Source organism: Burkholderia latens (assembly GCF_902499045.1).
Taxonomy (GTDB): Bacteria; Pseudomonadota; Gammaproteobacteria; order Burkholderiales; family Burkholderiaceae; genus Burkholderia; species Burkholderia latens.
The window spans coordinates 15357-38566 of record NZ_CABVPL010000041.1 but is presented as its reverse complement, the minus strand read 5'-3'; the positions used below and the strand labels follow the sequence as shown (position 1 = coordinate 38566).

17 protein-coding genes and 1 pseudogene are annotated in these 23210 nt (G+C 68.3%); 9 read left to right on the top strand and 9 right to left on the bottom strand.

The annotated features are described in order from the left end of the window. Positions 1–184 precede the first annotated feature (184 nt). From dnaK to grpE, 3 genes are all read right to left on the bottom strand, one after another. On the bottom strand, positions 185–2137 hold the full coding sequence (gene dnaK, locus BSE24067_RS23555) for a molecular chaperone DnaK (protein WP_151064479.1): 1953 nt from the start codon (positions 2135–2137) through the stop codon (positions 185–187). A gap of 148 nt (positions 2138–2285) precedes the next feature. Continuing rightward, complete coding sequence (locus BSE24067_RS23550; protein ID WP_151064478.1) at positions 2286–2738, bottom strand: thioredoxin family protein; 453 nt, start codon at positions 2736–2738, stop codon at positions 2286–2288. A gap of 10 nt (positions 2739–2748) precedes the next feature. Continuing rightward, positions 2749–3294 carry a nucleotide exchange factor GrpE gene (gene grpE / locus BSE24067_RS23545; protein WP_151064477.1) on the bottom strand — a complete coding sequence of 182 codons (546 nt, stop codon included), beginning with the start codon at positions 3292–3294 and terminating at the stop codon, positions 2749–2751. A gap of 350 nt (positions 3295–3644) precedes the next feature. Between grpE and BSE24067_RS23540 the strand changes: the two genes are divergently transcribed. Beyond that, positions 3645–3806 (top strand): hypothetical protein, encoded by a 162-nt coding sequence (locus tag BSE24067_RS23540; protein WP_006476841.1) that lies wholly within the window; start codon positions 3645–3647, stop codon positions 3804–3806. Here the strand turns inward: BSE24067_RS23540 and BSE24067_RS23535 are convergent. The 3 genes from BSE24067_RS23535 to hrcA form a co-directional block, all read right to left on the bottom strand. After that, positions 3778–4185 carry an RNA-binding S4 domain-containing protein gene (locus BSE24067_RS23535; RefSeq protein WP_151064475.1) on the bottom strand — a complete coding sequence of 136 codons (408 nt, stop codon included), beginning with the start codon at positions 4183–4185 and terminating at the stop codon, positions 3778–3780. The genes BSE24067_RS23540 and BSE24067_RS23535 overlap by 29 nt on opposite strands. 5 nt (positions 4186–4190) lie before the next feature. Next, the gene (hemH, locus tag BSE24067_RS23530; RefSeq protein ID WP_151064474.1) at positions 4191–5255 is read right to left on the bottom strand and encodes a ferrochelatase; all 1065 of its coding nucleotides are present in this window, start codon (positions 5253–5255) and stop codon (positions 4191–4193) included. Positions 5256–5403: 148 nt separating this feature from the next. After that, complete coding sequence (gene hrcA / locus BSE24067_RS23525; RefSeq protein WP_151064473.1) at positions 5404–6426, bottom strand: heat-inducible transcriptional repressor HrcA; 1023 nt, start codon at positions 6424–6426, stop codon at positions 5404–5406. A 130-nt stretch (positions 6427–6556) separates the two neighbouring features. On the opposite strand from hrcA, the gene BSE24067_RS23520 reads away from it, so the two are divergent. Both BSE24067_RS23520 and recN read left to right on the top strand, forming a co-directional pair. Continuing rightward, complete coding sequence (locus BSE24067_RS23520; RefSeq protein ID WP_040143470.1) at positions 6557–7459, top strand: NAD kinase; 903 nt, start codon at positions 6557–6559, stop codon at positions 7457–7459. 19 nt (positions 7460–7478) lie between these two features. Further along, on the top strand, positions 7479–9128 hold the full coding sequence (gene recN / locus BSE24067_RS23515; RefSeq protein WP_151064472.1) for a DNA repair protein RecN: 1650 nt from the start codon (positions 7479–7481) through the stop codon (positions 9126–9128). Positions 9129–9270: 142 nt separating this feature from the next. Here recN and glnE read toward each other — a convergent pair whose 3' ends face one another. After that, a complete protein-coding gene (gene glnE, locus BSE24067_RS23510; RefSeq protein ID WP_151064471.1) occupies positions 9271–12072 on the bottom strand; it encodes a bifunctional [glutamate--ammonia ligase]-adenylyl-L-tyrosine phosphorylase/[glutamate--ammonia-ligase] adenylyltransferase in 2802 nt (933 codons plus the stop codon). A 230-nt stretch (positions 12073–12302) separates the two neighbouring features. On the opposite strand from glnE, the gene BSE24067_RS23505 reads away from it, so the two are divergent. From BSE24067_RS23505 to BSE24067_RS23480, 6 genes and pseudogenes are all read left to right on the top strand, one after another. Beyond that, entirely contained in the window at positions 12303–16502 is a 4200-nt protein-coding gene (locus BSE24067_RS23505; RefSeq protein WP_151064470.1) for a YhdP family protein, read from the top strand. A 49-nt stretch (positions 16503–16551) separates the two neighbouring features. After that, positions 16552–17379 (top strand): carbon-nitrogen hydrolase family protein, encoded by an 828-nt coding sequence (locus tag BSE24067_RS23500; protein WP_151064469.1) that lies wholly within the window; start codon positions 16552–16554, stop codon positions 17377–17379. Between the two features lie 92 nt (positions 17380–17471). Then, complete coding sequence (gene tldD / locus BSE24067_RS23495) at positions 17472–18938, top strand: metalloprotease TldD (protein WP_151064468.1); 1467 nt, start codon at positions 17472–17474, stop codon at positions 18936–18938. A 401-nt stretch (positions 18939–19339) separates the two neighbouring features. After that, positions 19340–20413 carry a 3-deoxy-7-phosphoheptulonate synthase AroG gene (aroG, locus tag BSE24067_RS23490; RefSeq protein WP_151064467.1) on the top strand — a complete coding sequence of 358 codons (1074 nt, stop codon included), beginning with the start codon at positions 19340–19342 and terminating at the stop codon, positions 20411–20413. 128 nt (positions 20414–20541) lie between these two features. Beyond that, positions 20542–20811 (top strand): type II toxin-antitoxin system Phd/YefM family antitoxin, encoded by a 270-nt coding sequence (locus tag BSE24067_RS23485; protein ID WP_151064466.1) that lies wholly within the window; start codon positions 20542–20544, stop codon positions 20809–20811. Further along, positions 20808–21196: pseudogene (locus tag BSE24067_RS23480) on the top strand (type II toxin-antitoxin system VapC family toxin). Before BSE24067_RS23485 ends, BSE24067_RS23480 begins: the two are co-directional and overlap by 4 nt. A 104-nt stretch (positions 21197–21300) precedes the next feature. Here the strand turns inward: BSE24067_RS23480 and hmpA are convergent. After that, positions 21301–22509, bottom strand: a complete 1209-nt coding sequence (gene hmpA / locus BSE24067_RS23475; protein ID WP_151064465.1) for an NO-inducible flavohemoprotein — start codon at positions 22507–22509, stop codon at positions 21301–21303. A gap of 100 nt (positions 22510–22609) precedes the next feature. Continuing rightward, positions 22610–23161 (bottom strand): cob(I)yrinic acid a,c-diamide adenosyltransferase, encoded by a 552-nt coding sequence (locus tag BSE24067_RS23470; protein ID WP_151064464.1) that lies wholly within the window; start codon positions 23159–23161, stop codon positions 22610–22612. Between the last annotated feature and the right edge of the window lie 49 nt (positions 23162–23210).

Sequence of the window (23210 nt, the reverse complement as noted above, 5' to 3'; positions counted from 1 at the left end):
CGTCTGGCGCTGCGCCGTCCGCGGACGGCTTCGCGCAGCACCCGCCAAAAAACAAATGTGCCCGGAGGGCCGCGAAGCCCGCCAGGCGTGGAGTCGATCCGGCTATCCGGAAGGAAAGACAGACCGCTGTTCAGCCGCGCCGCGCGCGATTCGCGCGCGGCGTGCGGTGCCATGGCAACCCGGCTTAGTCCTTCTTCACTTCCTTGAACTCGGCGTCGACGACGTCGTCAGCTGCCTGCTGCGCGCCGCCCGCATGGGCCGCGCCTTCAGCTGCACCCGCCGCGCCGGCCGCACCGGCCTGCTGCGCCTGCATGTCGGCGTACATCTTTTCGCCGAGCTTCTGCGAAGCCTTGCCGAGCTCCTCGACCTTCGCGTCGATCGCCGCCTTGTCGGCCGACGTGTCCTTCAGGACGTCCTCGAGCGACTTCAGCGCCGCTTCGATCTTCTCCTTCTCGCCGGCGTCGAGCTTGTCGCCGTACTCGGTGAGCGCCTTCTTCGTGCTGTGGACCAGCGCGTCGCCCTGGTTACGCGAATCGGCCAGCTCGCGCAGCTTGTGGTCTTCCGCTGCGTTCGCTTCCGCGTCCTTGATCATCTTGTCGATTTCGGCGTCGGACAGGCCCGAGTTCGCCTTGATCGTGATCTTGTTTTCCTTGCCGGTCGCCTTGTCCTTCGCGCCGACGTGCAGGATGCCGTTCGCGTCGATGTCGAAGGTCACTTCGATCTGCGGCACGCCGCGCGGTGCAGGCGGAATGCCTTCGAGGTTGAACTCGCCGAGCAGCTTGTTGCCTGCAGCCATCTCGCGTTCGCCCTGGAACACCTTGATCGTCACGGCCGACTGGTTGTCGTCCGCCGTCGAATACACCTGCGAGTGCTTCGTCGGGATCGTCGTGTTCTTGCTGATCATCTTCGTCATCACGCCGCCAAGCGTCTCGATGCCGAGCGACAGCGGGGTCACGTCGAGCAGCAGCACGTCCTTGCGGTCGCCCGACAGCACCTGGCCCTGGATCGCCGCGCCGACTGCGACGGCTTCGTCCGGGTTCACGTCACGGCGCGGATCCTTGCCGAAGAACTCCTTCACCTTCTCCTGCACCTTCGGCATGCGGGTCTGGCCGCCGACCAGGATCACGTCGTCGATGTCCGACACCTTGACGCCGGCGTCCTTGATCGCGATGCGGCACGGTTCGATCGTGCGCTCGACGAGGTCTTCCACCAGCGCTTCCAGCTTCGCGCGGGTGATCTTCAGGTTCAAGTGCTTCGGACCCGATGCGTCGGCCGTGATGTACGGCAGGTTGATTTCGGTCTGCTGGCTCGACGACAGCTCGATCTTCGCCTTTTCAGCGGCTTCCTTCAGGCGCTGCAGCGCGAGCACGTCCTTCGACAGGTCGACGCCCTGCTCCTTCTTGAACTCGCCGATGATGTAGTCGATGATGCGCTGGTCGAAGTCCTCGCCGCCGAGGAACGTGTCGCCGTTGGTCGACAGCACTTCGAACTGCATTTCGCCGTCGACGTCCGCGATCTCGATGATCGACACGTCGAACGTGCCGCCGCCGAGGTCGTACACGGCGATCTTGCGGTCGCCCTTCTCGGCCTTGTCGAGGCCGAACGCGAGCGCGGCCGCGGTCGGCTCGTTGATGATCCGCTTGACTTCGAGGCCTGCGATGCGGCCGGCGTCCTTGGTTGCCTGGCGCTGGCTGTCGTTGAAGTACGCCGGCACCGTGATCACGGCTTCCGTGACCGGCTCGCCGAGGTAGTCTTCGGCCGTCTTCTTCATCTTGCGCAGCACTTCAGCCGAAACCTGCGGCGGCGCGAGCTTCTCGCCGTGCGCTTCGACCCATGCGTCGCCGTTGTCGGCCTTGATGATCGCGTACGGCATCAGGCCGATGTCCTTCTGGACTTCCTTCTCTTCGAAGCGACGGCCGATCAGGCGCTTCACCGCGAACAGCGTGTTCTTCGGGTTGGTCACGGACTGACGCTTGGCCGGCGCGCCGACGAGCACTTCGTTATCGTCCATGTAGGCGATGATCGACGGCGTCGTACGCGCACCTTCCGAGTTCTCGATGACCTTGACCTGGTTGCCTTCCATGATGGCGACGCACGAGTTCGTGGTGCCGAGGTCAATACCGATGATCTTTCCCATTTTTTCCTAATCTCCAGAAATGCTTGTTTGCTGTGCGAAACCCCGCGTTTTTGGGCAGTTTCGCGCGCCAGAATTCAACTCTGTTCCCGAAATGCGTCCGGCCGCACCGTTTTCAAGACCCGCCGAGCGATGCGGATATTAAATTTTTTCAATCGCCGCCGGTAGCTGAATCGCGCGCGGCGCCTTCGCTGACGCCGGAGGCGGCGCCTGCCGCGCCGCCAACCCCGGCGATCTTCGCGCGCGCCGCCGCCACCGCCGCCTCGAACTGCGCGAGGCCATGCCAGCCGGTCGCGCGGCCGAGCCGCTTGCCGCGGTGGAAGAAAAACCACGTCGGCACGCCGTGCAGCCCGAAGCGGCGCCCCAGCTCGTGGTGTTCGTACACATTGCAGTGGAACCACTTCAGGCCCAGCACGCGGATTGCGTCGGGCTGCGCGAGCATCGCCTTCTTCGCGATCTCGCAGTTGAAGCAGTCGACGCCCCAGAAGAACACCACGGCGAGCGCGTCGCCGGCGCCGGCGATGCCGGCGTCGAACGTGTCGGTCGTCAGCGCCTGCATGTCGAACGCGTCGAACGCGGCCGGATCGACGCCGGCGGGAAGCATCGCGGCGACCTTACTTCGGCTGCGCGACCGTCACGAGCGCCGGGCGCAGCACGCGGTCGGCGATCATGTAGCCCTTTTGCAGCACGGTGACGACGGTGTTCGGCTCCTGCTCGGCCGGCACCATCGAAATCGCCTGGTGCTGGTGCGGATCGAACTTCTCGCCGACCGGGTTGATCGCGACGACGCGGCCCTTCTCGAGCGCGCTGGTGAGTTGGCGCAGCGTCAGCTCGACGCCTTCACGCACCTTCGCGATGTCGCCGGACGTGTCGCCCACGGCCGCCTCCAGGCTGTCCAGCACGGGCAGCAGATGCTCGGCGAAGCTCTCGATCGCGAACTTGTGCGCCTTCGACACGTCTTCCTGCGCGCGGCGGCGGACGTTCTCGGTCTCGGCCTTCGCCCGCAGATAGCTCTCCTGCAGCTCGGCGACCTTGGCTTGAGCCTCCGCGAGCGCCGCGTCGGCGGCTTCGGCGGCGGGAGCGGCGCCCTGCGCCGGCTGTTGCTCGCTGCCGATGTCTTCGGCCGATTGGGTAGCCGGGTTCTCTTGCGTGTTTTCCATGTCGCTGAAAGTCGATTAGAGGTTGAAGCCAAATCGGCAACCGCCGGACCATATGACCAGCGGCACCGCACATTGATGGTGCAAATAAGGGCGAAAGCTGCGATTTCAAGAGGGTTATTCGCCGGCATTCGCCAATGCCGCGAAACAACCGCGCGCGGGCGGCCCGATTACGCGCATTTGCCGCCGGTCCCGACGAAACGGCCGGTAACAACGCTTACCAGGCAAGTACTAGCTCCGCACAGGGGGCTGCACTACACTCCACTCAAGCGTCGGAAAAGCGTGTTTACCCGTAGCTGTCCGCCGCCTGACATCCACCTGGCGCCGCATTCACCGTCTTCGAGGCGAGTACCGTGAAATTGACCTTTGCCATATCGGTGGTCGCGCTGGTACTGATTGCCGGCACCACCACCATCTGCCTGTCCGGAGCCGTCACCGACCGCACGACCGAATACGGAAGCGCACGGGCGACATTCGACCAGATGTTCAGCTCCCACCAGAAAATCTGTCGATGATGCGCCGGTCGCGCTTGGTCGGCCGGCCGTGCAGCTCGGCCGCCGGCTCGCGGTACGTGCGCCGCCGTTCCAGCTCGGCAAGCCGCGCGGCGCGCCCCGCGTCCGTTTCCTCGTAAAGCGTCTGCGCGACGCTCGCGGGCCCGCGCACGTCACAGATGCCCAGCACGGCAATGTGCCAGACGATACCGTCGATCGCAATCTCGACTTCGTCGCCGACGCGAACGTCCTTCGCCGGCTTGACTGCCGCGCCGCCGATCTTCACGTGGCCCTTGTCGACCGCGTCGGACGCGAGCGAGCGCGTCTTGAAGAAGCGCGCGGCCCACAGCCATTTGTCGATGCGCAGCTTCGCGCCGGGTTCCGTCGAAATCCTGTAGTTCATCGCGTTCAGCTCACCGTTTCGGGCTGCGCGGCCTTCACCGGCCAGCCCTGCAGATTCTCCGCGACGATCTCGCCGAGCGCGCCGATCCACGCCGGCGCGCCGTTCAGGCACGGGATCCGGTGGAACGCCTGGCCGCCGCCCGCGAAGAATTCGTCGCGCACCTCCATCCCGATCTCCTCGATCGTCTCCAGACAATCGGCCGTAAAACCGGGACAGAACACGTCGGCGCGCCGCACGCCCGCCTCGCCGAGTTCGCGCAGCGTCGGCGCCGTGTACGGCTGCAGCCATTCGGCCTTGCCGAAACGCGACTGGAACGTCACGCGGCATTCGAGCGTCGACAGCCCGAGCGCGGCCATCAGCAGCGCGCCCGTCTGCTGGCACTGGTCGTGATAGGGGTCGCCGAGATCGAGCGTGCGTTTCGGCACGCCGTGAAAGCTCAGCACGAGCTTGTCGCCGGCCGCGAAATCGGGCCGGCCGTGCTGCGCCCAGTAGTGGCGCACCTGCTCGGCCAGCGCGTGGATGTAGGCCGGGTGATCGGCGTAGTGCCGCACCGTGCGCACTTCCGGCTGGTTGCGCATCCGCGCGAGCGCGGCGAACGCGGCATCGAACGCGGTCGCGGTGGTCGACGCCGAGTATTGCGGATACATCGGCATCAGCAGCACGCGCTCGACACCCGCGCGCTTGAACTGCGCGAGCGCGTGAGCGATGTTCGGGCTGCCGTAGCGCATCGCGTAGTCGACCTGCACCTGGTAGCCGTTCGATGCGAGCAGATGCCGCACGCCGTCGGTCTGGCGCTCGGTGTATACGCGCAGCGGCGAGCCTTCCTGCATCCACACGGCCGCGTATTTCTTCGCGGACGCGCGGCCACGCAGCGGCAGGATCAGCGTGCGCAGCAGCACCTGCCAGACGACCTGCGGGATTTCGACGACGCGAGGATCCGACAGGAATTCGGCCAGATAGCGCCGCACCGCGCGCGGTGTCGGGGCGTCGGGCGTGCCGAGGTTGATCAGCAGCACGCCGATGCGATGGGCAGCCGCGACGCTCGAAGGCGGCTCAAGATCGAAACGCATGGGCAGGAACGTGCTCGGGGGCACGCAGTCGGACGGCTCTCAATTATAGCGGGCCGTCTCGCTCGGGGCCGCTGGCCGTTCGGCCGACTGGCGGCACGCGCAGCGCCGCGGCACGATGGCGGGACGGTGTCGGCGCCGGGTGCCGCAACTACTGCTGGCTCAGCGTGAGCGACAGCAGCCGCGCGGTGATGTCGACGATCGGAATCACGCGGTTGTACGCCATCCGGGTCGGGCCGATCACGCCGAGCGTGCCGACGATCTTGCCGTTCACCTCGTACGGCGCGGTCACGACGCTCATTTCCTCGATCGGCACGAGCGTCGATTCGCCGCCGATGAAGATCTGCACGCCCTGGGCGTGGCTCGACACGTCGAGCAATTGCAGGAGGCCCGTCTTTTGGTCGAACACGTCGAACAGCTTGCGCAGCCGTGCCATGTCGGACGACAGGTCCGCCACTTCGAGCAGGTTGCGCTCGCCGGAAATGAGCACCGTATCTTCGGTGTCGGGCACCTCGGTGCTGGCCGTCACGGCCGCATGCATCAGCGTGGTCATGTCGCCGCGCAGTTGGTCGATCTCGTCGCGCAGGCGGCGGCGCACCTCGTCGAACGACAGCCCGGCGAAGTGCGCATTGATGTAGTTCGACGCCTCGGTCAGTTGCGACGGCGAATAGTCGCGCGGCGTCGCGAGCATCCGGTTCTGCACGTCGCCCTCGGGCGTGACGATGATCAGCAGGATGCGCTTGTCCGACAGGCGCATGAATTCGATCTGCTTGAACACGTGGCTGCGGCGCGGCGTCAGCACGACGCCCGCGAACTGCGACAGGTTCGACAGCACGCTCGCCGCAGCCGCCACCACCCGCTGCTGCGGCTCGCCCGTCTGCAGCGTGTTCTGCACCTGCCGCGCGACGGCCTCGGCGTCGATCGGCGTCTCGACCGTGAGCATCGTATCGACGAACAGCCGGTAGCCGCGCGGCGTCGGCACGCGGCCGGCCGACGTGTGCGGGCTCGACACGAGGCCGAGCTCCTCCAGGTCGGACATCACGTTGCGGATCGTCGCCGGGCTCAGTTCCAGCCCGGAGTAACGGGACAACGTGCGCGAGCCGACCGGCTGACCGTCGGCGATATACCGTTCGATCAGGGTTTTCAGGAGGGTTCGTGCGCGAGGGTCTAGCATGGTGGAAAATTTTAGCGCAACCACGCAAGCACGGCGAGTGGCTGCAGCCACGGTCGCGCGGGCCGGCCGATCCGGCCCCGTGCGCGCACAGCCGGTTCTTTTCGTCAACGAGCTATGGTGTAATGCCGGCATGAAAACCGGTAATCAGTTCAATACTGTCGCGCTCGTCGGCCGGAGCAACACGCCCGGCATCGCCGAGCCGCTCGCCACGCTGGCTGGCTGCATCGCGAAGCTGGGCTTCGAGGTCGTCTTCGAAGCCGACACCGCGCGCGAAATCGGCATCTCCGGCTATCCGGCGCTGACGCCGGCGGAAATCGGCGCGCGCGCGGACGTCGCGGTCGTGCTCGGCGGCGACGGCACGATGCTCGGCATCGGCCGCCAGCTCGCGCCGTACAAGACTCCGCTGATCGGGATCAACCATGGGCGGCTCGGCTTCATCACCGACATCGCGGCGGCCGACATGCAGGCGCTGGTGCCGGTGATCCTGTCCGGCAAGTTCGAGCGCGAGGAGCGCTCGCTGCTCGAGGCCCGGATCGTGCGCGACGGCGAACCGATCTACCACGCGCTCGCGTTCAATGACGTCGTCGTGAACCGCAGCGGCTTTTCCGGGATGGTCGAGCTGCGCGCGTCGGTCGACGGCCGGTACATGTACAACCAGCGTTCGGACGGCCTGATCGTCGCGACACCGACCGGCTCGACCGCGTACGCGCTGTCGTCGGCCGGCCCGATCCTGCATCCGCAGCTCCAGGGCATCGTGCTGGTGCCGATCGCGCCGCACGCGCTGTCGAACCGGCCGATCGTGCTGCCGGACGATTCGAAGATCGCGATCCAGATCGTCGGCGGCCGCGACGTCAACGTGAACTTCGACATGCAGTCGTTCACGGCGCTCGAGCTGAACGACACGATCGAGGTGCGCCGCTCGAAGCACACGGTGCCGTTCCTGCATCCGGTCGGCTACAGCTACTACGCGACGCTGCGCAACAAGCTGCACTGGAACGAACACGCATCGAACGAAGACGACAAGGCGTCCTGACGCACCACCGCCCGCCACCATGCTCCGCCACCTCTCGATTCGCGACTTCGTCATCGTCGCCGCGCTCGATCTCGAATTCGACAGCGGCTTCACCGTCTTTTCCGGCGAGACCGGCGCCGGCAAATCGATCCTGATCGACGCGCTGGCGCTCGCGCTCGGCGAACGTGCCGACGCGAGCGTCGTGCGCGCCGGCTGCGGCCGCGCCGACATCACCGCCGAATTCACGCCGCACGACCGTGTCGCGCGCTGGCTCGACGAACACGCGTTCGACGCCGAAGACACCGTGATGCTGCGCCGCGTGATCGACGCGAACGGCCGCTCGCGCGCATTCATCAACGGCACGAGCGCGACGCTCGCGCAACTGCGCGAGCTCGGCGAGATGCTCGTCGACATCCATGGCCAGCACGCGCACCAGTTGCTGATGCGGCCCGACGCGCAGCGCGAGCTGTTCGACACGCACGCGGGGCTCGTCGCCGATGCCGCGAACGTCGCCCGCGCGTGGCGCGTGTGGCGCGACGCGACGCAGGCGATCGACGCCGCGAAGGCGCACGAGCGCGAACTGCAGCTCGAGCGCGAGAAACTCGCGTGGCAGCTCGCCGAGCTCGACAAGCTCGCACCGCAACCCGGCGAATGGGAAGAAATCGGCAGTGAGCACAAGCGGCTGTCGCATTCGGCGAACCTGATCGCCGGCGTGCAGGGCGCGCTCAACGCACTGTCCGAGGCCGACGATGCGATGCTGCCGCAGTTGGGGGCGATCGTATCGAAACTGCGCAGCCTGGCCGACTACGACTCAGGCCTCGGCGACGCACTCGCGTCGCTCGAGCCGGCCGAGATCCAGCTGCAGGAAGCCGTCTATTCGCTGTCGCACTACGCGCAGCGCCTCGATCTCGACCCGGCGCGGCTCGCGCAGGTCGAAGCGCGTCTGGACGCACTGCATTCGACCGCCCGCAAGTTCCGGCTGCCGCCCGACACACTGCACGAGGAACATGCGGCGCGCCGCGCGCAGCTCGCCGCGCTCGACGCGGCCGCCGATCTCGGCACGCTCGAAGCCGCGCAGGCAAAGGCGTGGGAAGCGTATCTCGCCGACGCGAAACATCTGTCGAAGGCACGCGCGCAGGCCGCGAAGGCGCTCGGCACGGCCGTCACGGCCGGCATGCAGGAATTGTCGATGGCGGGCGGCAGCTTCGAAGTCGCGCTCGTGCCGCTCGCCGACGGCGGCCCGCACGGGCTCGAACAGATCGAATTCCGCGTCGCCGGGCACCCCGGCGTGCCGCTGCGGCCGCTCGCGAAAGTCGCGTCCGGCGGCGAACTCGCCCGGATCAGCCTCGCGCTCGCGGTAATCGCGAGCGCGGCGAGCCCGACGCCGACGCTGATCTTCGATGAAGTCGACACGGGGATCGGCGGCGGCGTCGCCGAAGTGGTCGGCCGCCTGCTGCACCAGCTCGGGCGCGACCGCCAGGTGCTGTGCGTGACGCACCTGCCGCAGGTCGCGGCGCGCGGCGACCACCACTTCCAGGTCGCGAAAGGTTCCGACGAACGCGGCGGCACCGTGTCGTCGGTCGTCGCGCTCGACAAGGCGAGCCGCGTCGAGGAAGTCGCGCGGATGCTCGGCGGCCTCGAAATCACGGCGACCACACGCAAGCACGCGAAGGAAATGCTGGCGGCCTGACGCGCACACCGCGCTGGCCGAATCCAAGAAGACCGGCGCATGCGCCGGTCTTCTTTCGGACGGACGGGCGCCGGCTCGACCGCACCCGCGCTGCGCCGCCGAATCAGGCGTCCGATTCGAACGCCCGCCTCAAACGCCCGCCTCAAACACCCGTTTCGACCGCCCCGAACACGCGTTCCCACAACGCCGTCACGGCCGCCCGCTCGTCGGCCACCTGCGCCGGATCGACGCGCGCCTTCTCCATCCCGTCGAGCCGCAGCTTGTGCTGCAGCTTCCGGTACGTGCGATATGCGGCGCCGACCCGCTCGGCCTCGTCCTCGCCCATCAGCCCGAACCGCGCGACCTCGCGCAAGAGCGCGATGTTGCCGGTGTTGCGGATCAGCTCGGCGTCGCGCGACGCATGCAGCAGCACCCAGTACTGGACGATGAACTCGATGTCGACCATCCCGCCGCGGTCGTGCTTCAGATCGAACAGGTCGGTGTGGTTCGGGTGGCCCGCGAACACCTTGCCGCGCATGTCGACGATTTCCTTCGCGAGCACCGCCCCGTCGCGCGGCGTCGTCAATACCTGCTGGCGAATCGCCTCGAAAGCCGCGCCGATCTGCGCGTCGCCGGCGCTGTAGCGCGCCCGCGTCAGCGCCTGGTGCTCCCACACCCACGCGGTGTTCGCCGCATCGCCCTCGCGCAGCTGGTAGCGGCGGAACGCGTCGAGATCGGTCACGAGCAGCCCGGCCTCGCCGTTCGGCCGCAGCCGCAGGTCGATGTCGAACAGCGCGCCCGCGCCGGTCGCCGTCGTGAGCCACGTGATCAGCCGGCGCGTAAACGTCGTGTAGACGTCCGCCGAGCGCTCGTCGGGGTCGTCGTACAGGAAGATCAGGTCGAGATCCGACGCGTAGCCGAGCTCCTTGCCGCCGAGCTTGCCGTACGCGATCACAGCGAACTTCGGCACGTCGCGGTGGCGCTTCGCGAGCTGCGACCAGACGACTTCGATCGTCACGTCGAGCACCGCGTCGGCGAGCTCGGACAGGCGGTCGCTCACGTGCTCGACCGACAACTGGCCGGCCAGATCGATCAGCAGGATGCGGAACACCTCCGCGTGCTGCGCATGCCGCAGCAGATCCATCTGCTGCTCGGGACCGTCTGCGGCGGCCAGCCGCGCGCGCAGCGCGTCCTTGAACGCGGGCCAGTCGAACGGGCTCGCGATCGCTTCGTCGTCGAGCAGTTCGTCGAGCAGCTGCGGATGGCGGATCAGGTAGCTGCCGCCCCAGCGCGTCGCGCCGAGCACCGACAGCACGCGATCGAGCGCGGCCGGATACTCGGTCAGCAGCGCCAGATAGACGCCGCGCCGGCTGACCGTCTCGAGCAGGTCGAACAGGCGCACGATCGTTTCGTCGCGGCGCGCCGCGTCGATGCCCGGCGCCGCATCGAGCGCGCGCTGCGCGACGCTGTCGAAGCGCTGCCGGCTCTTCTCGGGCAGGCCCGCGTAGCGCGACGATTGCCAGATCGCGCGCAGCCGCGCGAGCACGGCCGCCGGATCGGCGAAACCCAGGCCATCGAGGCGCGCGAACAGCGTGTCGTCTTCGCTGTCGTCGGCGAGCGCGCCGCTCCAGATCCACGCGGCGGCCGTGTCCTCGCCGGCGGCACACGGGCCGCCGCTCACCTTGTCCGCAAAGATCTGATCGAACTGCGCCTCGACGAAAGTGCGGTGGCCATCGAGCACCGACATCAGCGCCGCATAGTCGCGAAAGCCGAGCGACGCGGCCAGCGCCGCGCGCTCGCCCGGATCGACGGGCATCGCGTGCGTCTGCGCGTCGTCGCGGTACTGCAGCCGGTGCTCGAGCGTGCGCAGGAAGTTGTACGCGCCGGTGAGCCGCTCGCGCACGTCGTCGCCGATCAGCCCGCGCGCCTGCGCGTGGCGCAGCACCGCGAGCGTCGGCCGCACGCGGAATCCCGCATCCTGGCCGCCGCGGATCAGCTGGAACACCTGTGCACTGAATTCGATCTCGCGGATCCCGCCGCGCCCGAGCTTGATGTCGTCGGCCTTGTCGGGCCGCATCGACGCGCGGCGCGCGGCTTCCTGGCGAATCTGCTGGTGCAGCGAACGGATCGCGCCGATCACGCCGAAATCGAGATAGCGGCGGTACACGAACGGCTTCACGATCGCTTCGAGCTGCGACTGGAGCCGGCGCGCGGCGTCGCTGTCGCCTTCCGACACGAGCCGCCCCTTGATCCATGCGTAACGCTCCCACTCGCGGCCCTGCACGTAGAAATATTCCTCGAGCATCCCGAGGCTGCAGACGAGCGGGCCTGAATCGCCGTTCGGGCGCAGCCGCATGTCGACGCGGAACACGTAGCCGTCGGCCGTGACCTCGGACAGCACGCCGATCAGGCGCCGGCCGAGCCGCGTGAAGTATTCCTGCGTGGACAGCGGCGAGCGCGTGCCGCCGGCCGTCTCGCCGTCGTCCTCGTAGACGAAGATCAGGTCGATGTCGGACGACACGTTCAGCTCGCGGCCGCCCAGCTTGCCCATCCCGACCACGCCGAGCACGACCCGCTGGCCGTCGGCGCCGCGCGGCTCGCCGTACATCGCTTCGAGTTCGGCCGACAGCAACGCGAGCGAGCGCTGCACGGCCACTTCGGCGAGGTCCGTCATCGCGCCCGTCACCTCGGCGACGTCCGCGACGCCGCGCAAGTCGCGCTCCGCGATCGCGCCGAACACCTCGACCCGCAGCTGCCGCAGCGCGCGCTTCAGCTGCTCGTCCCCGGGCGCGGCCGTGCCGGCCGGCAGTGCGAGCAGTGCGGTCAGGCGCGCGTCGAGCTGCTCGCGGGACAGCGGCGCGGCGGCCCACGCGGCGATCTGGCCGGACAGCGCAGGACGCGCGGCGGCCGCGCGGGCGAGGTAGCGGGAGTACGAGAGGCTGAGCAGGGCGGAAGCGTCGGTCATCGAAAAGCGGGCCTGGCGGTAAGGCCCGCCGCCGCGGGACGACGCTTCGCGCGCCCCGCCGCCGGCAGGCCCGTTGGACTCCGCGCGGCACCGCGCGACGCGGGTGCGCCGTCGCGGCGACGCGCGCCGGAAAGCCCGTGCCGTGCTGCCTCAACGGCCGCCGGCACGAACCCCTGTGATACATTTCAACGTCAGTCTGCAAAACTACCATATCGCCGCCCTTCCGCCGCATGTCCGACCGTCAGGAATCCGCCGTAGCTGCGCCCGAAGCCGGACCTCCGAAGCACGATCATCCGGTCCTGCGTCGCGTGTTCAGGGTGACGCTGGCAGTCGGGATCGGCACCTACTTCGTTGCGTCCGGCGCGTTCCTCGGGCTGCGCTACGTGCTGCTGCCGCGTATCGACGAATACCGGCCGCGCATCGAGCGCGCGGTGTCCGACAAGCTCCACGCGCAGTTGTCGATCGGCAAGCTGTCCCCTCACTGGTCCGGCATGCAGCCGGGCGTCGAAGTCACCCACCTGACCATTCGCGGCCGTGACGGCCAGATCGCGCTGTCGGTCCCGCACGCGACGGCCGCGCTGTCGTGGATGTCGCTGCTGCGGCTGTCGCCCGCGCTGTCGAGCCTGATCGTCGACCACCCGGACCTCGTCGTCGCGCGCGCGGCCGACGGCTCGCTGAGCATCGCGGGCGTCGGCGTCGCGACGACCCACGGCGGCAACGACACGTTCGGCACGTGGCTGCTGAAGCAGGAAGCGATCGTGCTGCGCAACGGCACGCTGCGCTGGCGCGACGCGCAGCACGATGCGCCGGAACTCGCGCTGTCGGGCATCCGCCTCGCGGTGCTCAACCACGGCCGCGAGCACAAAGCCGCGCTGCAGGCGCCGGCGAACGGCACGCTGCTGCTCGGGCCGCTCGATTTTCGCGCGCGCTTCCGGCACAAGGCGCTTGCGCCGATCGGCAAGCCGACGAACTGGACCGGCGACGCGTATCTGTCGACCGGCCCCGTCGATCTGCAAACGCTCGGCCGCTATCTCGACCTGCCGCTCACGGTCCACGCGGGCCGGATCGACAACGCGATCTGGGCGACCTTCCAGGACGGCCATCTGCGCTCCGCGGGCGGCGACCTGCAGGGCGCCGACGTCGCGCTGCGCGTACGGCCGACGCAGCCGCGCCTCGACGTGCCGACGGTCGGCTTCGGCTGGGACATGGCGCTGAACGCCGGCCGCGACTACACGCTGCACCTGACGCGCTTCAACGCGGAGCTCGGCCAGCCGCCGTTGCCGGACGGCACGCCGCTCGCCCGCTCGCTCGCGCTGTCGACGCTGACGGCCCGCTACCGCGTGCCGGCCGCCGACCAGGGTCAGCTGCTGAGCGTCGTCGGCGACCGCGTCGACCTCGGCATCCTCAGCGAATTCATCCGCGGGCTGCCGCTGCCGGCGCGGCTGCGCAACGAACTGATCAAGCTCGACCCGCGCGGGATGGTGTCGAACTATCACATCGAGGTCGAACGCGCGAAGCCCGCGCGGCCCGATCTCGCCGACGAAGAGCGGCGCATGGGCGCCGCGCCGATCATCCGCTACCGCTTCCTCGGCGATCTGCAGGGCATCAGCGTCGCCGCGCAGGAGCCGCCGCCGGGACTGTCGCCGCGCGGTCATCCGCGCGCCGGCTGGCCGGGCGTCGAGAATGTGTGGGGCCGCATCGACGCGACCGAGACCGGCGGCAGCGCGCACATCGATACGGTCAACGCAGCCGTCACGGTGCCCGGCGAATTCGACGAGCCGCGCCTGACGTTCGACCGGCTGCGCGGCAACGCGAAATGGGTGATCACGCCCGCGCCCGGCGACAAGCACGCGCGCGTCGACGTGACGCTGCCCGACCTGTTCGTCGCGAACCCGGATGCCGAGATCGCGGTGTCGGGCTCGTACACGAACCCCGGCCACGGCCGCGGCTCGCTCGACCTGCGCGCGGATTTCGCGCGCGCGTCGGTGGCGCGCATTCCGCGCTACCTGCCGACCGGGATGTCCGAGCACCTGCGCGACTATCTCGGCCACGCGCTGCAAGACGGCCAGGTGACCAAGGGCGCGTCGATCGTCGCGCGCGGCCCGCTCGAGAAATTCCCGTTCGAACACGAGCCGGATGCCGGCGTGTTCCATATCGTCGCGCCGTTCACCGGCGGCCGCTTCGAGCCGACGCCGTATCCGCCGCGCAAGCTCGCGAACGGCACGCCGAGCGTGTGGCCCGCGCTCGACGGGATCGACGGCGTATTCGAACTCGCACAGAACAAGCTGCGTTTCGACATCGCACGCGCGCACTACAAGCGCGTCGCGCTGACGAAGGTCACGGGCCGCATCGACGATCTCGGCAATCCGTCGAAGTCGCCGCTCGTCATCGACGGCCATGCGCAAGGCCCGCTCGCCGACCTGATCGACTATGCGGACAACAGCTCGCTCGGCGCGATGAGCGCGCACGTCGGCCAGCGGATCGACGCGCAGGGCCCCGCGGCGCTCGCGCTGAAGATCACGATTCCGCAGCACGTTCCGCATCCGCATACGCACGTCGAAGGCGCGCTCGCGTTCGGCGGCAATACGCTGTCGGCCGACGGCGTGCCGCCGCTGTCCGCGCTGCGCGGCAGCGTGCGCTTCACCGAGGCGGGCGCGTCGCTGCACGACCTGTCGGCGCGCTTCCTCGGCGGCCCGGTGCGCGCGAGCGGCAGCTTCCAGTCGCACGGCCCGTACGCGGTGAACGTCGACGGCAAGCTCGCGCTCGACGCCGCGCGCGGCCTGAACCTGCGCGGCACCGCGGCGGTGCTGCTCGAGCACGTGGTCGGCGACGCGCCGTACCAGATCGCCGTGCGCGGCGCGCCGGGCCGCCTGCCGCAAGTCACCGCGCGCTCCGACCTGACCGGCGTCGCGCTGAACTTCCCGGCGCCGTTCGCGAAACCGGCCGGCACGCCGATGCCGTTCCGCTTCACGCTGGAGCCGGCCGCGCAGACCGACGGCAAGCGGCTCGAACATGCCGACCTGACGCTCGGCCCCGTATCCGCGACCTACCTGCTCGACGCGACCCATGGCCAACCGCTGCGCGCGGTGCGCGGCGCGATGGGCATCCACCGGATGCCCGACCTGCCGCAGGAGGGCGTGAGCGCGGCCGTCGACGTCGACGAACTGGACGCCGACGCATGGCTCGCGCTGGCACGCACGCTGCAGCCTGACACGCCGCGCGCGTCCGAGCCGCAGGCCGCGCCGCGCATCGACGTCGCGAGCTTCACGCCGAAGCGCTTCGCGCTCCACTTCGGCACGTTGAAGCTGCTCAAGCGCAACTGGGAGAACGTGATCGTCGGCGCGTCGCACGTCGACGAGCTGTGGCAGGCCAATATCGCGTCGAACCAGGTGTCGGGCTACCTGTCGTGGGCGCCGGGCGGCGGCCACAACGGCGCGGGCGTACTGAACGCGCGGCTCGCGAAGCTCGTGATTCCGCAAAGCGCGCAGCACGACCTCGTCGGCCGCGCGATGAACCTGCCGACGCCGACCGACCGCCCGATGCCGTCGGTCGACCTGATCGTCGACCAGGTCGTCGCGCGCGATCACGACATCGGCCGGCTCGTCGTCAATGCGCGCAACATCGACGAGGACGGCGCGCCGGTGTGGCAGCTGGACAAGCTCGAGCTCGCGAACCCGGCCGCGACGCTGACGGCGACCGGCAACTGGCGCACGTCGCGCCGCGCGCTCGCCCGCGGCGTCGATGAAAACGACGCGCCGCGCCGCAGCGTGTTCGACTTCAAGCTCGACATCGGCAACGCGGGCGCGCTGCTCGACCGCGTCGGCCTGCCGCGCACGCTCGCGGACGGCCGCGGCACCGTGACCGGCAAGGTCGGCTGGCGCGGCGGCCCGACCGCGGTCGATCTGCCGTCGCTCGGCGGGCAGGTCGCGCTCGATCTCGAGCACGGCCAGATCCTGAAGGTCGATCCGGGCGCCGCGAAACTGCTCGGCGTGCTGAGCCTGCAGAGCCTCGCGCGCTTCCTGACGCTGAATTTCCGCGACGTGCTGGGCAAGGGGCTGCCGTTCGACAAGATCACGGGCACGAGCCGGATCTCGAACGGAATCGCGCGCACCGACGACTTCTCGATGACGACGGCGCCCGCGAACGTGACGGTGCGCGGCGCGGTGGACCTCGGCACCGAGACACAGGATCTGCACGCGCACGTCGCGCCGAAGATCGGCGCCGGCACCGCGGCGATCGCGGCCGCGATCGTCAACCCGTTGCTCGGCATCGGCGTGCTGGCTGCGAACTACGCGCTGTCGGAGACGCTGTCGCACGCGTTCGCGCTCGACTACGCGATCACGGGCTCGTGGGCCCATCCGCACATCGAGCGGGTGCGGGGCGATCAGGGTAAGATGAATCACGGTCCGGCCGATGCGGCGAGCCATTGATGCGCACGGCGCCGGGCCGCACCCCATTTATCACGCAACCGATCCTGCGATGACCGATCACACCCGTTCCGCCACGCCCTTTCGGGTGGCCGCGCTGCAGATGGTGAGCACGCCGGACGTCGCGCGCAACCTCGCCGAAGCCGGCCGCCTGATCGCCGAAGCGGCCGGCGACGGCGCCCGGCTCGTGCTGCTGCCCGAGTACTTCTGCTTCATGGGCCACCGCGACACCGACAAGCTCGCGCTCGCCGAGCCCTACCGCGACGGTCCGATCCAGCGCTTTCTCGCGGGCGCCGCCCAGCGTCACGGCATCTGGGTCATCGGCGGCACGCTGCCGCTGAAGGCGCCGGAGCCCGATCACGTGCTGAACACGACGCTCGTGTTCGACCCGTCCGGCCAGGAGGCAGCCCGCTACGACAAGATCCACCTGTTCAACTTCGAGAAAGGCGACGAATCGTTCGACGAGGCGCGCACGATCCGCGCCGGCAACACCGTCGTCGCGTTCGACGCGCCGTTCGGGCGGGTCGGCCTGTCGGTCTGTTACGATCTGCGCTTTCCGGAGCTGTATCGCAGGATGGGCGACTGCGCGCTGATCGTCGTACCGTCGGCGTTTACGTATACGACGGGCCGCGCGCACTGGGAAATGCTGCTGCGCGCGCGGGCCGTCGAGAACCAGTGTTACGTGCTCGCTGCCGCGCAGGGCGGCAAGCACGAGAACGGCCGGCGCACCTGGGGCCACAGCATGCTGATCGACCCGTGGGGCGACATCGTCGCGGTCCGCGACGAAGGCGCGAGCGTCGTGGCCGGCGCGCTCGATCCGCAGCGCATCGCCGACGTGCGCCAGAGCCTGCCCGCGTGGCGGCATCGCGTGCTGGCCTGACCCGCTGCCCGCGCTGCAGCTTGAAACGCCGCCCGGTCAACCCATCTGCCCAGAACGCACCCGACAACTTTTTGAGAACCCTCGATACCCGCATGAACATCATCGAACCCGGCATCCGCAATCTTGCGCTGGCGAAGGACATCCTCCTCACGCCGTACGGCCTCGACGAAAGCCTGCTCACGCGCACGATCGCCGACATCTTCACGCATCGCGTCGACTACGCGGACCTGTACTTCCAGGCGACCCGCAGCGAAGCGTGGAGCCTCGAGGAAGGCATCGTGAAGTCGGGCAGCTTCAGCATCGACCAGGGCGTCGGCGTGCGCGCGGTCGCGGGCGACCGCACCGCGTTCGCGTACTCGGACGACCTGTCGCCGGAAGCGATCGCGCAGGCGGCCGCAGCCACGAAGGCGATCGCGGCGGCCGGCGGCGGGCGCCAGAAGATCAAGGCCGCGAGGTCGCTGACGGGCATCTCGGGCCGCGACCTGTACCTGCCGTCCGATCCGCTCGCGTCGCTCGACGCCACCGCGAAGGTCAAGCTGCTCGAGCGCATCGAGCAGATGGCGCGCGGCCGCGACCCGCGCGTCACGCAGGTAATGGCGGGCCTCGCCGGCGAATACGACGTCGTGCTGGTCGCGCGCAGCGACGGCGCGCTCGCGGCCGACATCCGCCCACTCGTGCGCGTGTCGGTCACGGTGATCGCCGAGCAGAACGGCCGCCGCGAAATCGGCTCCGGCGGCGGCGGCGGCCGCTTCGACTACGGTTACTTCACCGACGAAGTGCTGTCGCGCTACGTCGACGACGCGGTGCACGCGGCGCTCGTGAACCTCGACGCGCGCCCGGCGCCCGCCGGCGCGATGACCGTCGTGCTCGGGCCGGGCTGGCCGGGCGTGCTGCTGCACGAGGCCATCGGCCACGGCCTCGAGGGCGACTTCAACCGCAAGGGCTCGTCGGCATTTGCCGGCCGGATCGGCGAGCAGGTCGCCGCGAAGGGCGTGACGGTCGTCGACGACGGCACGCTGCCGAATCGCCGCGGTTCGCTGAACATCGACGACGAAGGCAACCCGACGCAGTGCACGACGCTGATCGAGGACGGCATCCTGAAGGGCTACATCCAGGACACGCTGAACGCGCGCCTGATGAAGATGCCCGTGACCGGCAATGCGCGGCGCGAGTCGTACGCGGCGCTGCCGATGCCGCGCATGACCAATACTTACATGCTGAACGGCGACAAGGATCCGCAGGAAATCATTGCGTCGGTGAAGAACGGCCTGTACGCGGTGAACTTCGGCGGCGGCCAGGTCGACATCACGAACGGCAAGTTCGTGTTCTCGGCGTCCGAGGCATACATGATCGAGAACGGCAAGGTCACGTACCCGGTGAAGGGCGCGACGCTGATCGGCAGCGGCCCGGAATCGCTGAAGTACGTGAGCATGATCGGCAACGACATGTCGCTCGACACGGGCGTCGGCGTGTGCGGCAAGGAAGGCCAGAGCGTGCCGGTCGGCGTCGGCCAGCCGACGCTGCGGATCGACAAGATGACGGTCGGCGGTACGGCATAACCGCATCGCGGCGCAGACAATCCGCGCTTTTTGATGAAAACGCGCGGATTGTCCGCATTTTCGAGCATCCCCGGTTGCCAGCCGCGCGCGGACCGGGTATAAATTCCGAATCGACTTTTTCGACGAACCGAATCTCCGTCATGTCCGCCAAGTTTTATTTTTACTTTTTTTGGTATCTCAGACCGCTGGCGGATCGAGAGGGTTGATGGCGCGTGAAGCGCAACCGAAATTCCCGAAAAAAAACCGCCGGCGAACCCGGCGGTTTTTTTTCGCCCTTCGCCAACCGGCCGCCGCCGCAAGCCGTCCCGCAGCCACGACCGACACCACTGAATTGCCTGAATTGATGAATTTGCCGCACGCGCACTGACCGAACGGCGCCCCGGAAAATTAGGAGAAAAAGCATGCCCCCGCACAACACCGACGACGTCCGCATTCGCGAACTCAAGGAACTGACGCCGCCTGCCCACCTGATCCGCGAATTCGCGTGCTCCGAAGCCGCGTCCGAGCTGATCTATCACTCGCGCCAGTCGATGCACCGCATCCTGCACGGAATGGACGACCGGCTGATCGTCGTGATCGGACCGTGCTCGATCCACGATACGAAGGCGGCGATCGAATACGCGGGCCGGCTCGTGAAGGAGCGCGAGCGCTTCAAGGGCGAACTGGAAGTCGTGATGCGCGTGTACTTCGAGAAGCCGCGCACGACGGTCGGCTGGAAGGGGCTCATCAACGATCCGCATCTGGACAACAGCTTCAAGATCAACGAAGGGCTGCGCACCGCGCGCGAGCTGCTGCTGCAGATCAACGAAATGGGTCTGCCGGCCGCGACCGAATACCTCGACATGATCAGCCCGCAGTACATCGCCGACCTGATCTCGTGGGGCGCGATCGGCGCGCGCACGACCGAGTCGCAGGTGCATCGGGAACTGGCGTCGGGGCTGTCGTGCCCGGTCGGCTTCAAGAACGGCACCGACGGCAACGTGAAGATCGCGGTCGACGCGATCAAGGCCGCGTCGCAGCCGCACCATTTCCTGTCGGTGACGAAGGGCGGCCACTCCGCGATCGTGTCGACGGCCGGCAACGAGGACTGCCACGTGATCCTGCGCGGCGGCAAGACGCCGAACTACGACGCGGACAGCGTGAACGCCGCGTGCGCGGACATCGGCAAGGCCGGCCTCGCCGCGCGCCTGATGATCGACGCGAGCCACGCGAACAGCTCGAAGAAGCACGAGAACCAGATCCCGGTGTGCGCGGACATCGGCCGTCAGATCGCGGCCGGCGACGAGCGCATCGTCGGCGTGATGATCGAGTCGCACCTCGTCGAGGGGCGCCAGGATCTGAAGGAAGGCTGCGCGCTGACCTACGGCCAGAGCATTACCGACGCATGCATCGCGTGGGACGACAGCGTGAAGGTGCTCGAAGGCCTCGCGGAAGCCGTGAAGGCGCGCCGCGTCGCGCGCGGCAGCGGTAACTGAAGGGCGCCCGCAGGCTAGGCCGACCGTATGACGCAGCCCGGCGGCGCGTTGGCCATGCGGCCAGCCTGCGGTTGGCGTGTCCCTCTGCTGGACCCGCTAACAGCGCCTAGCTAACTAGAGAAGCGACCATGCCGACCGTCAACATGCACGATACCAAGTCGCGGCTTTCAAGCCTCGTCGAAGCGCTTGAATCGGGGCGCGAATCCGAAGTCGTGATCGCACGCAATGGCCATCCGGTCGCCAGGATCGGGCCTTACGCCGCGCCGAAGCGGATCGGCGCAGCGCGTCAGGTGCTTGCCGGATTGAACATCCCGGCAAGCGTCGAGGCATTCCACGCGGGCGACGAATCGATCGCTGCCGGCTTCGATGCCAGCTTGGATCAGGGACTCGCGCCGTGAAGCTGTTGCCCGATACGCATATCGCGCTCTGGGCGGCCGAAGGCGCATCGCAGCTTTCGCCGACTGCAGTCGCATTAATCGAGGATCCGCAGAACACGCTGTACGTCAGTGCCGCGTCCATCTGGGAAATCACAATCAACTATCGCAATGGCAATCTCCCCGTTCATCCGCGGGATGCCCGCTCGGCGTTCCGGCTCGCCGGGTTCGACGAGTTGCCGATCAGCAGCGATCACGTCGAGGCAGTCGCGCGCTGCCGGATTTCGCCGATCATGCCGATCCGTTCGACCGCGTAATGGTCGCCCAGGCGCTGCATGAAGGCATGCCGCTCGTCAGCGCCGATCCGAAAGTGTGGCGCTATCATGCAACGCTGATGCTGCGCGCCTGAAGTCGTCCGTACGGCGCTCGCTGCGAGTACAAAAAAGCCCGGCTCGCGCCGGGCTTTTCATTTTCATTGCCTCATTGCGTTGGCCGAAACCGGCCGTCACACGCTCACTCGAGCGCGCCCGAACCGAAGATCTCGGTGTTCACGCGCTCCGGCGCGACGCCAAGGGCGACGAGCGCATCGCGCTGCGCCTTCATGAACGCGATCGGCCCGCAGATGTAGTAGTCGGCATCCGGCACCAGCGCGTATTGCTTCACGCGTTCCGGCGTCAGGCGCCCTTCGAGATCGTGATCGACACCGGCACGGTCGGTAGGGCCCACCAGCTCATACAGCACCGTACGCTTCACGTTCGCGTGCTCGCGCGCCGCGTCGTTCAGCCAGTCGCGGAACGCGTGCACGGCGCCGGAACGGCATGCGTGGATGAAGCGGACTTCGCGCTTGCTGCCTTCGGCGATCAGTGTCGACGCCATCGACATCATCGGCGTGATGCCGACACCGCCGGAAATCAGCACGACCGGTGTATCGGCATCGCGCTTCAGCGAGAAGTCGCCCATCGGAGCCGTCACCTCGACGATCGCGCCCTCTTCCACGCCGTCGTGCAGCAGCGTCGACACCTTGCCGGCCGGGATCGCTTCGGCCTGCCCGGATTCGCGCTTAACCGAAATGCGCAGCCACTTGCCGTGCGGCGCATCGGACAGGCTGTACTGGCGCGGCTGATCGACGCCGAGATCGCCGACGAAGCGCTTCACCGAGATGTACTGGCCCGGCTCGAACGTCGGCGCGCCGCCGCCGTCGGCAGGCGTCAGGTAGAACGACGTGATCTCGTCGCTTTCGCGCACCTTGCGCGCGACCTTGAATGGACGGAAGCCGCTCCACGCGGCGCCCGCGTAAAGGTCGGCCTCGGCGCCGATCAGGATCTGCGCAAGCTGGCCGTACGCAACGCGCCACGCTTCGAGCGTTTCCGCATCGACCGCATCGCCGAGCACCTCAACGACCGACGCGAGCAGGTTCTCGCCGACGATCGGGTAATGCTCCGGCCGGATGTTGAGGCTCGCGTGCTTGTGCGAGATCCGCGACACCGCGCCGCCCAGCGCGCCAAGGTTGTCGATGTTCGCCGCATACGCATACACGGCCTTCGCGAGCGTTTCCGGCTGGCTGCCGGTCTTCTGGTGCGTCTGGTTGAACAGGTTCTTCAGTTCCGGATGACGCGCGAACATCCGCTGATAGAAATGCTTCGTGATCGTCGCGCCGTGCTCGGCGAGGACGGGGGCGGTGGCCTTCACACGGGCCATCTGGTCAGCGGTGATGTCGGTCATGTTCGTTCTCCGTTAAACATGCACGCACGATACATCTTTAAAGCCGGCACCCCCTCGGGCAAATTGTCGCAGCGCGGAAAACGCGGCACCGGCTTGAGCTTCAGCGCACGCGCCCGCGCTCCCACAGCACGTCCGAGCCGCCAGCCGCGCGGTTCAGCACGCGCGCCAGCACGAACAGCAGGTCCGACAGCCGGTTCACGTAACGCCGCGGCGCATCATTGAGCGTGTCGGTGCGGCCGAGCGCGACGATCGAGCGCTCCGCGCGGCGGCACACCGTCCGGCACACGTGCGCGAGCGACGCCGCGCGCGAGCCGGCCGGCAGGATGAATTCCTTCAGCGGCGGCAAGGTCGCGTTGTAGTCGGCGAGCCACCGGTCGAGGCGCGCGAGATGCGTGTCGTCGAGCACCATGTGGCCGGGGATGCACAGCTCGCCGCCGAGATCGAACAGGTCGTGCTGGATCGTGACGAGCGCGGCGCGAACGTCGTCCGGCAACGGCTCGGCGAGCAGCACGCCGAGGGTCGAGTTCAGCTCGTCGACGTCGCCGATCGCGGCGATCCGTGCGTCGTCCTTGCCGATCCGCCGGCCGTCGCCGAGGCCGGTGGTGCCGTCGTCGCCGGTGCGCGTGGCGATCTTGCTCAAGCGGTTGCCCATGCGGATGTCCCTCTCGTGCGCGGCCGCGACGCGGCCCGGTTGCGTTGGA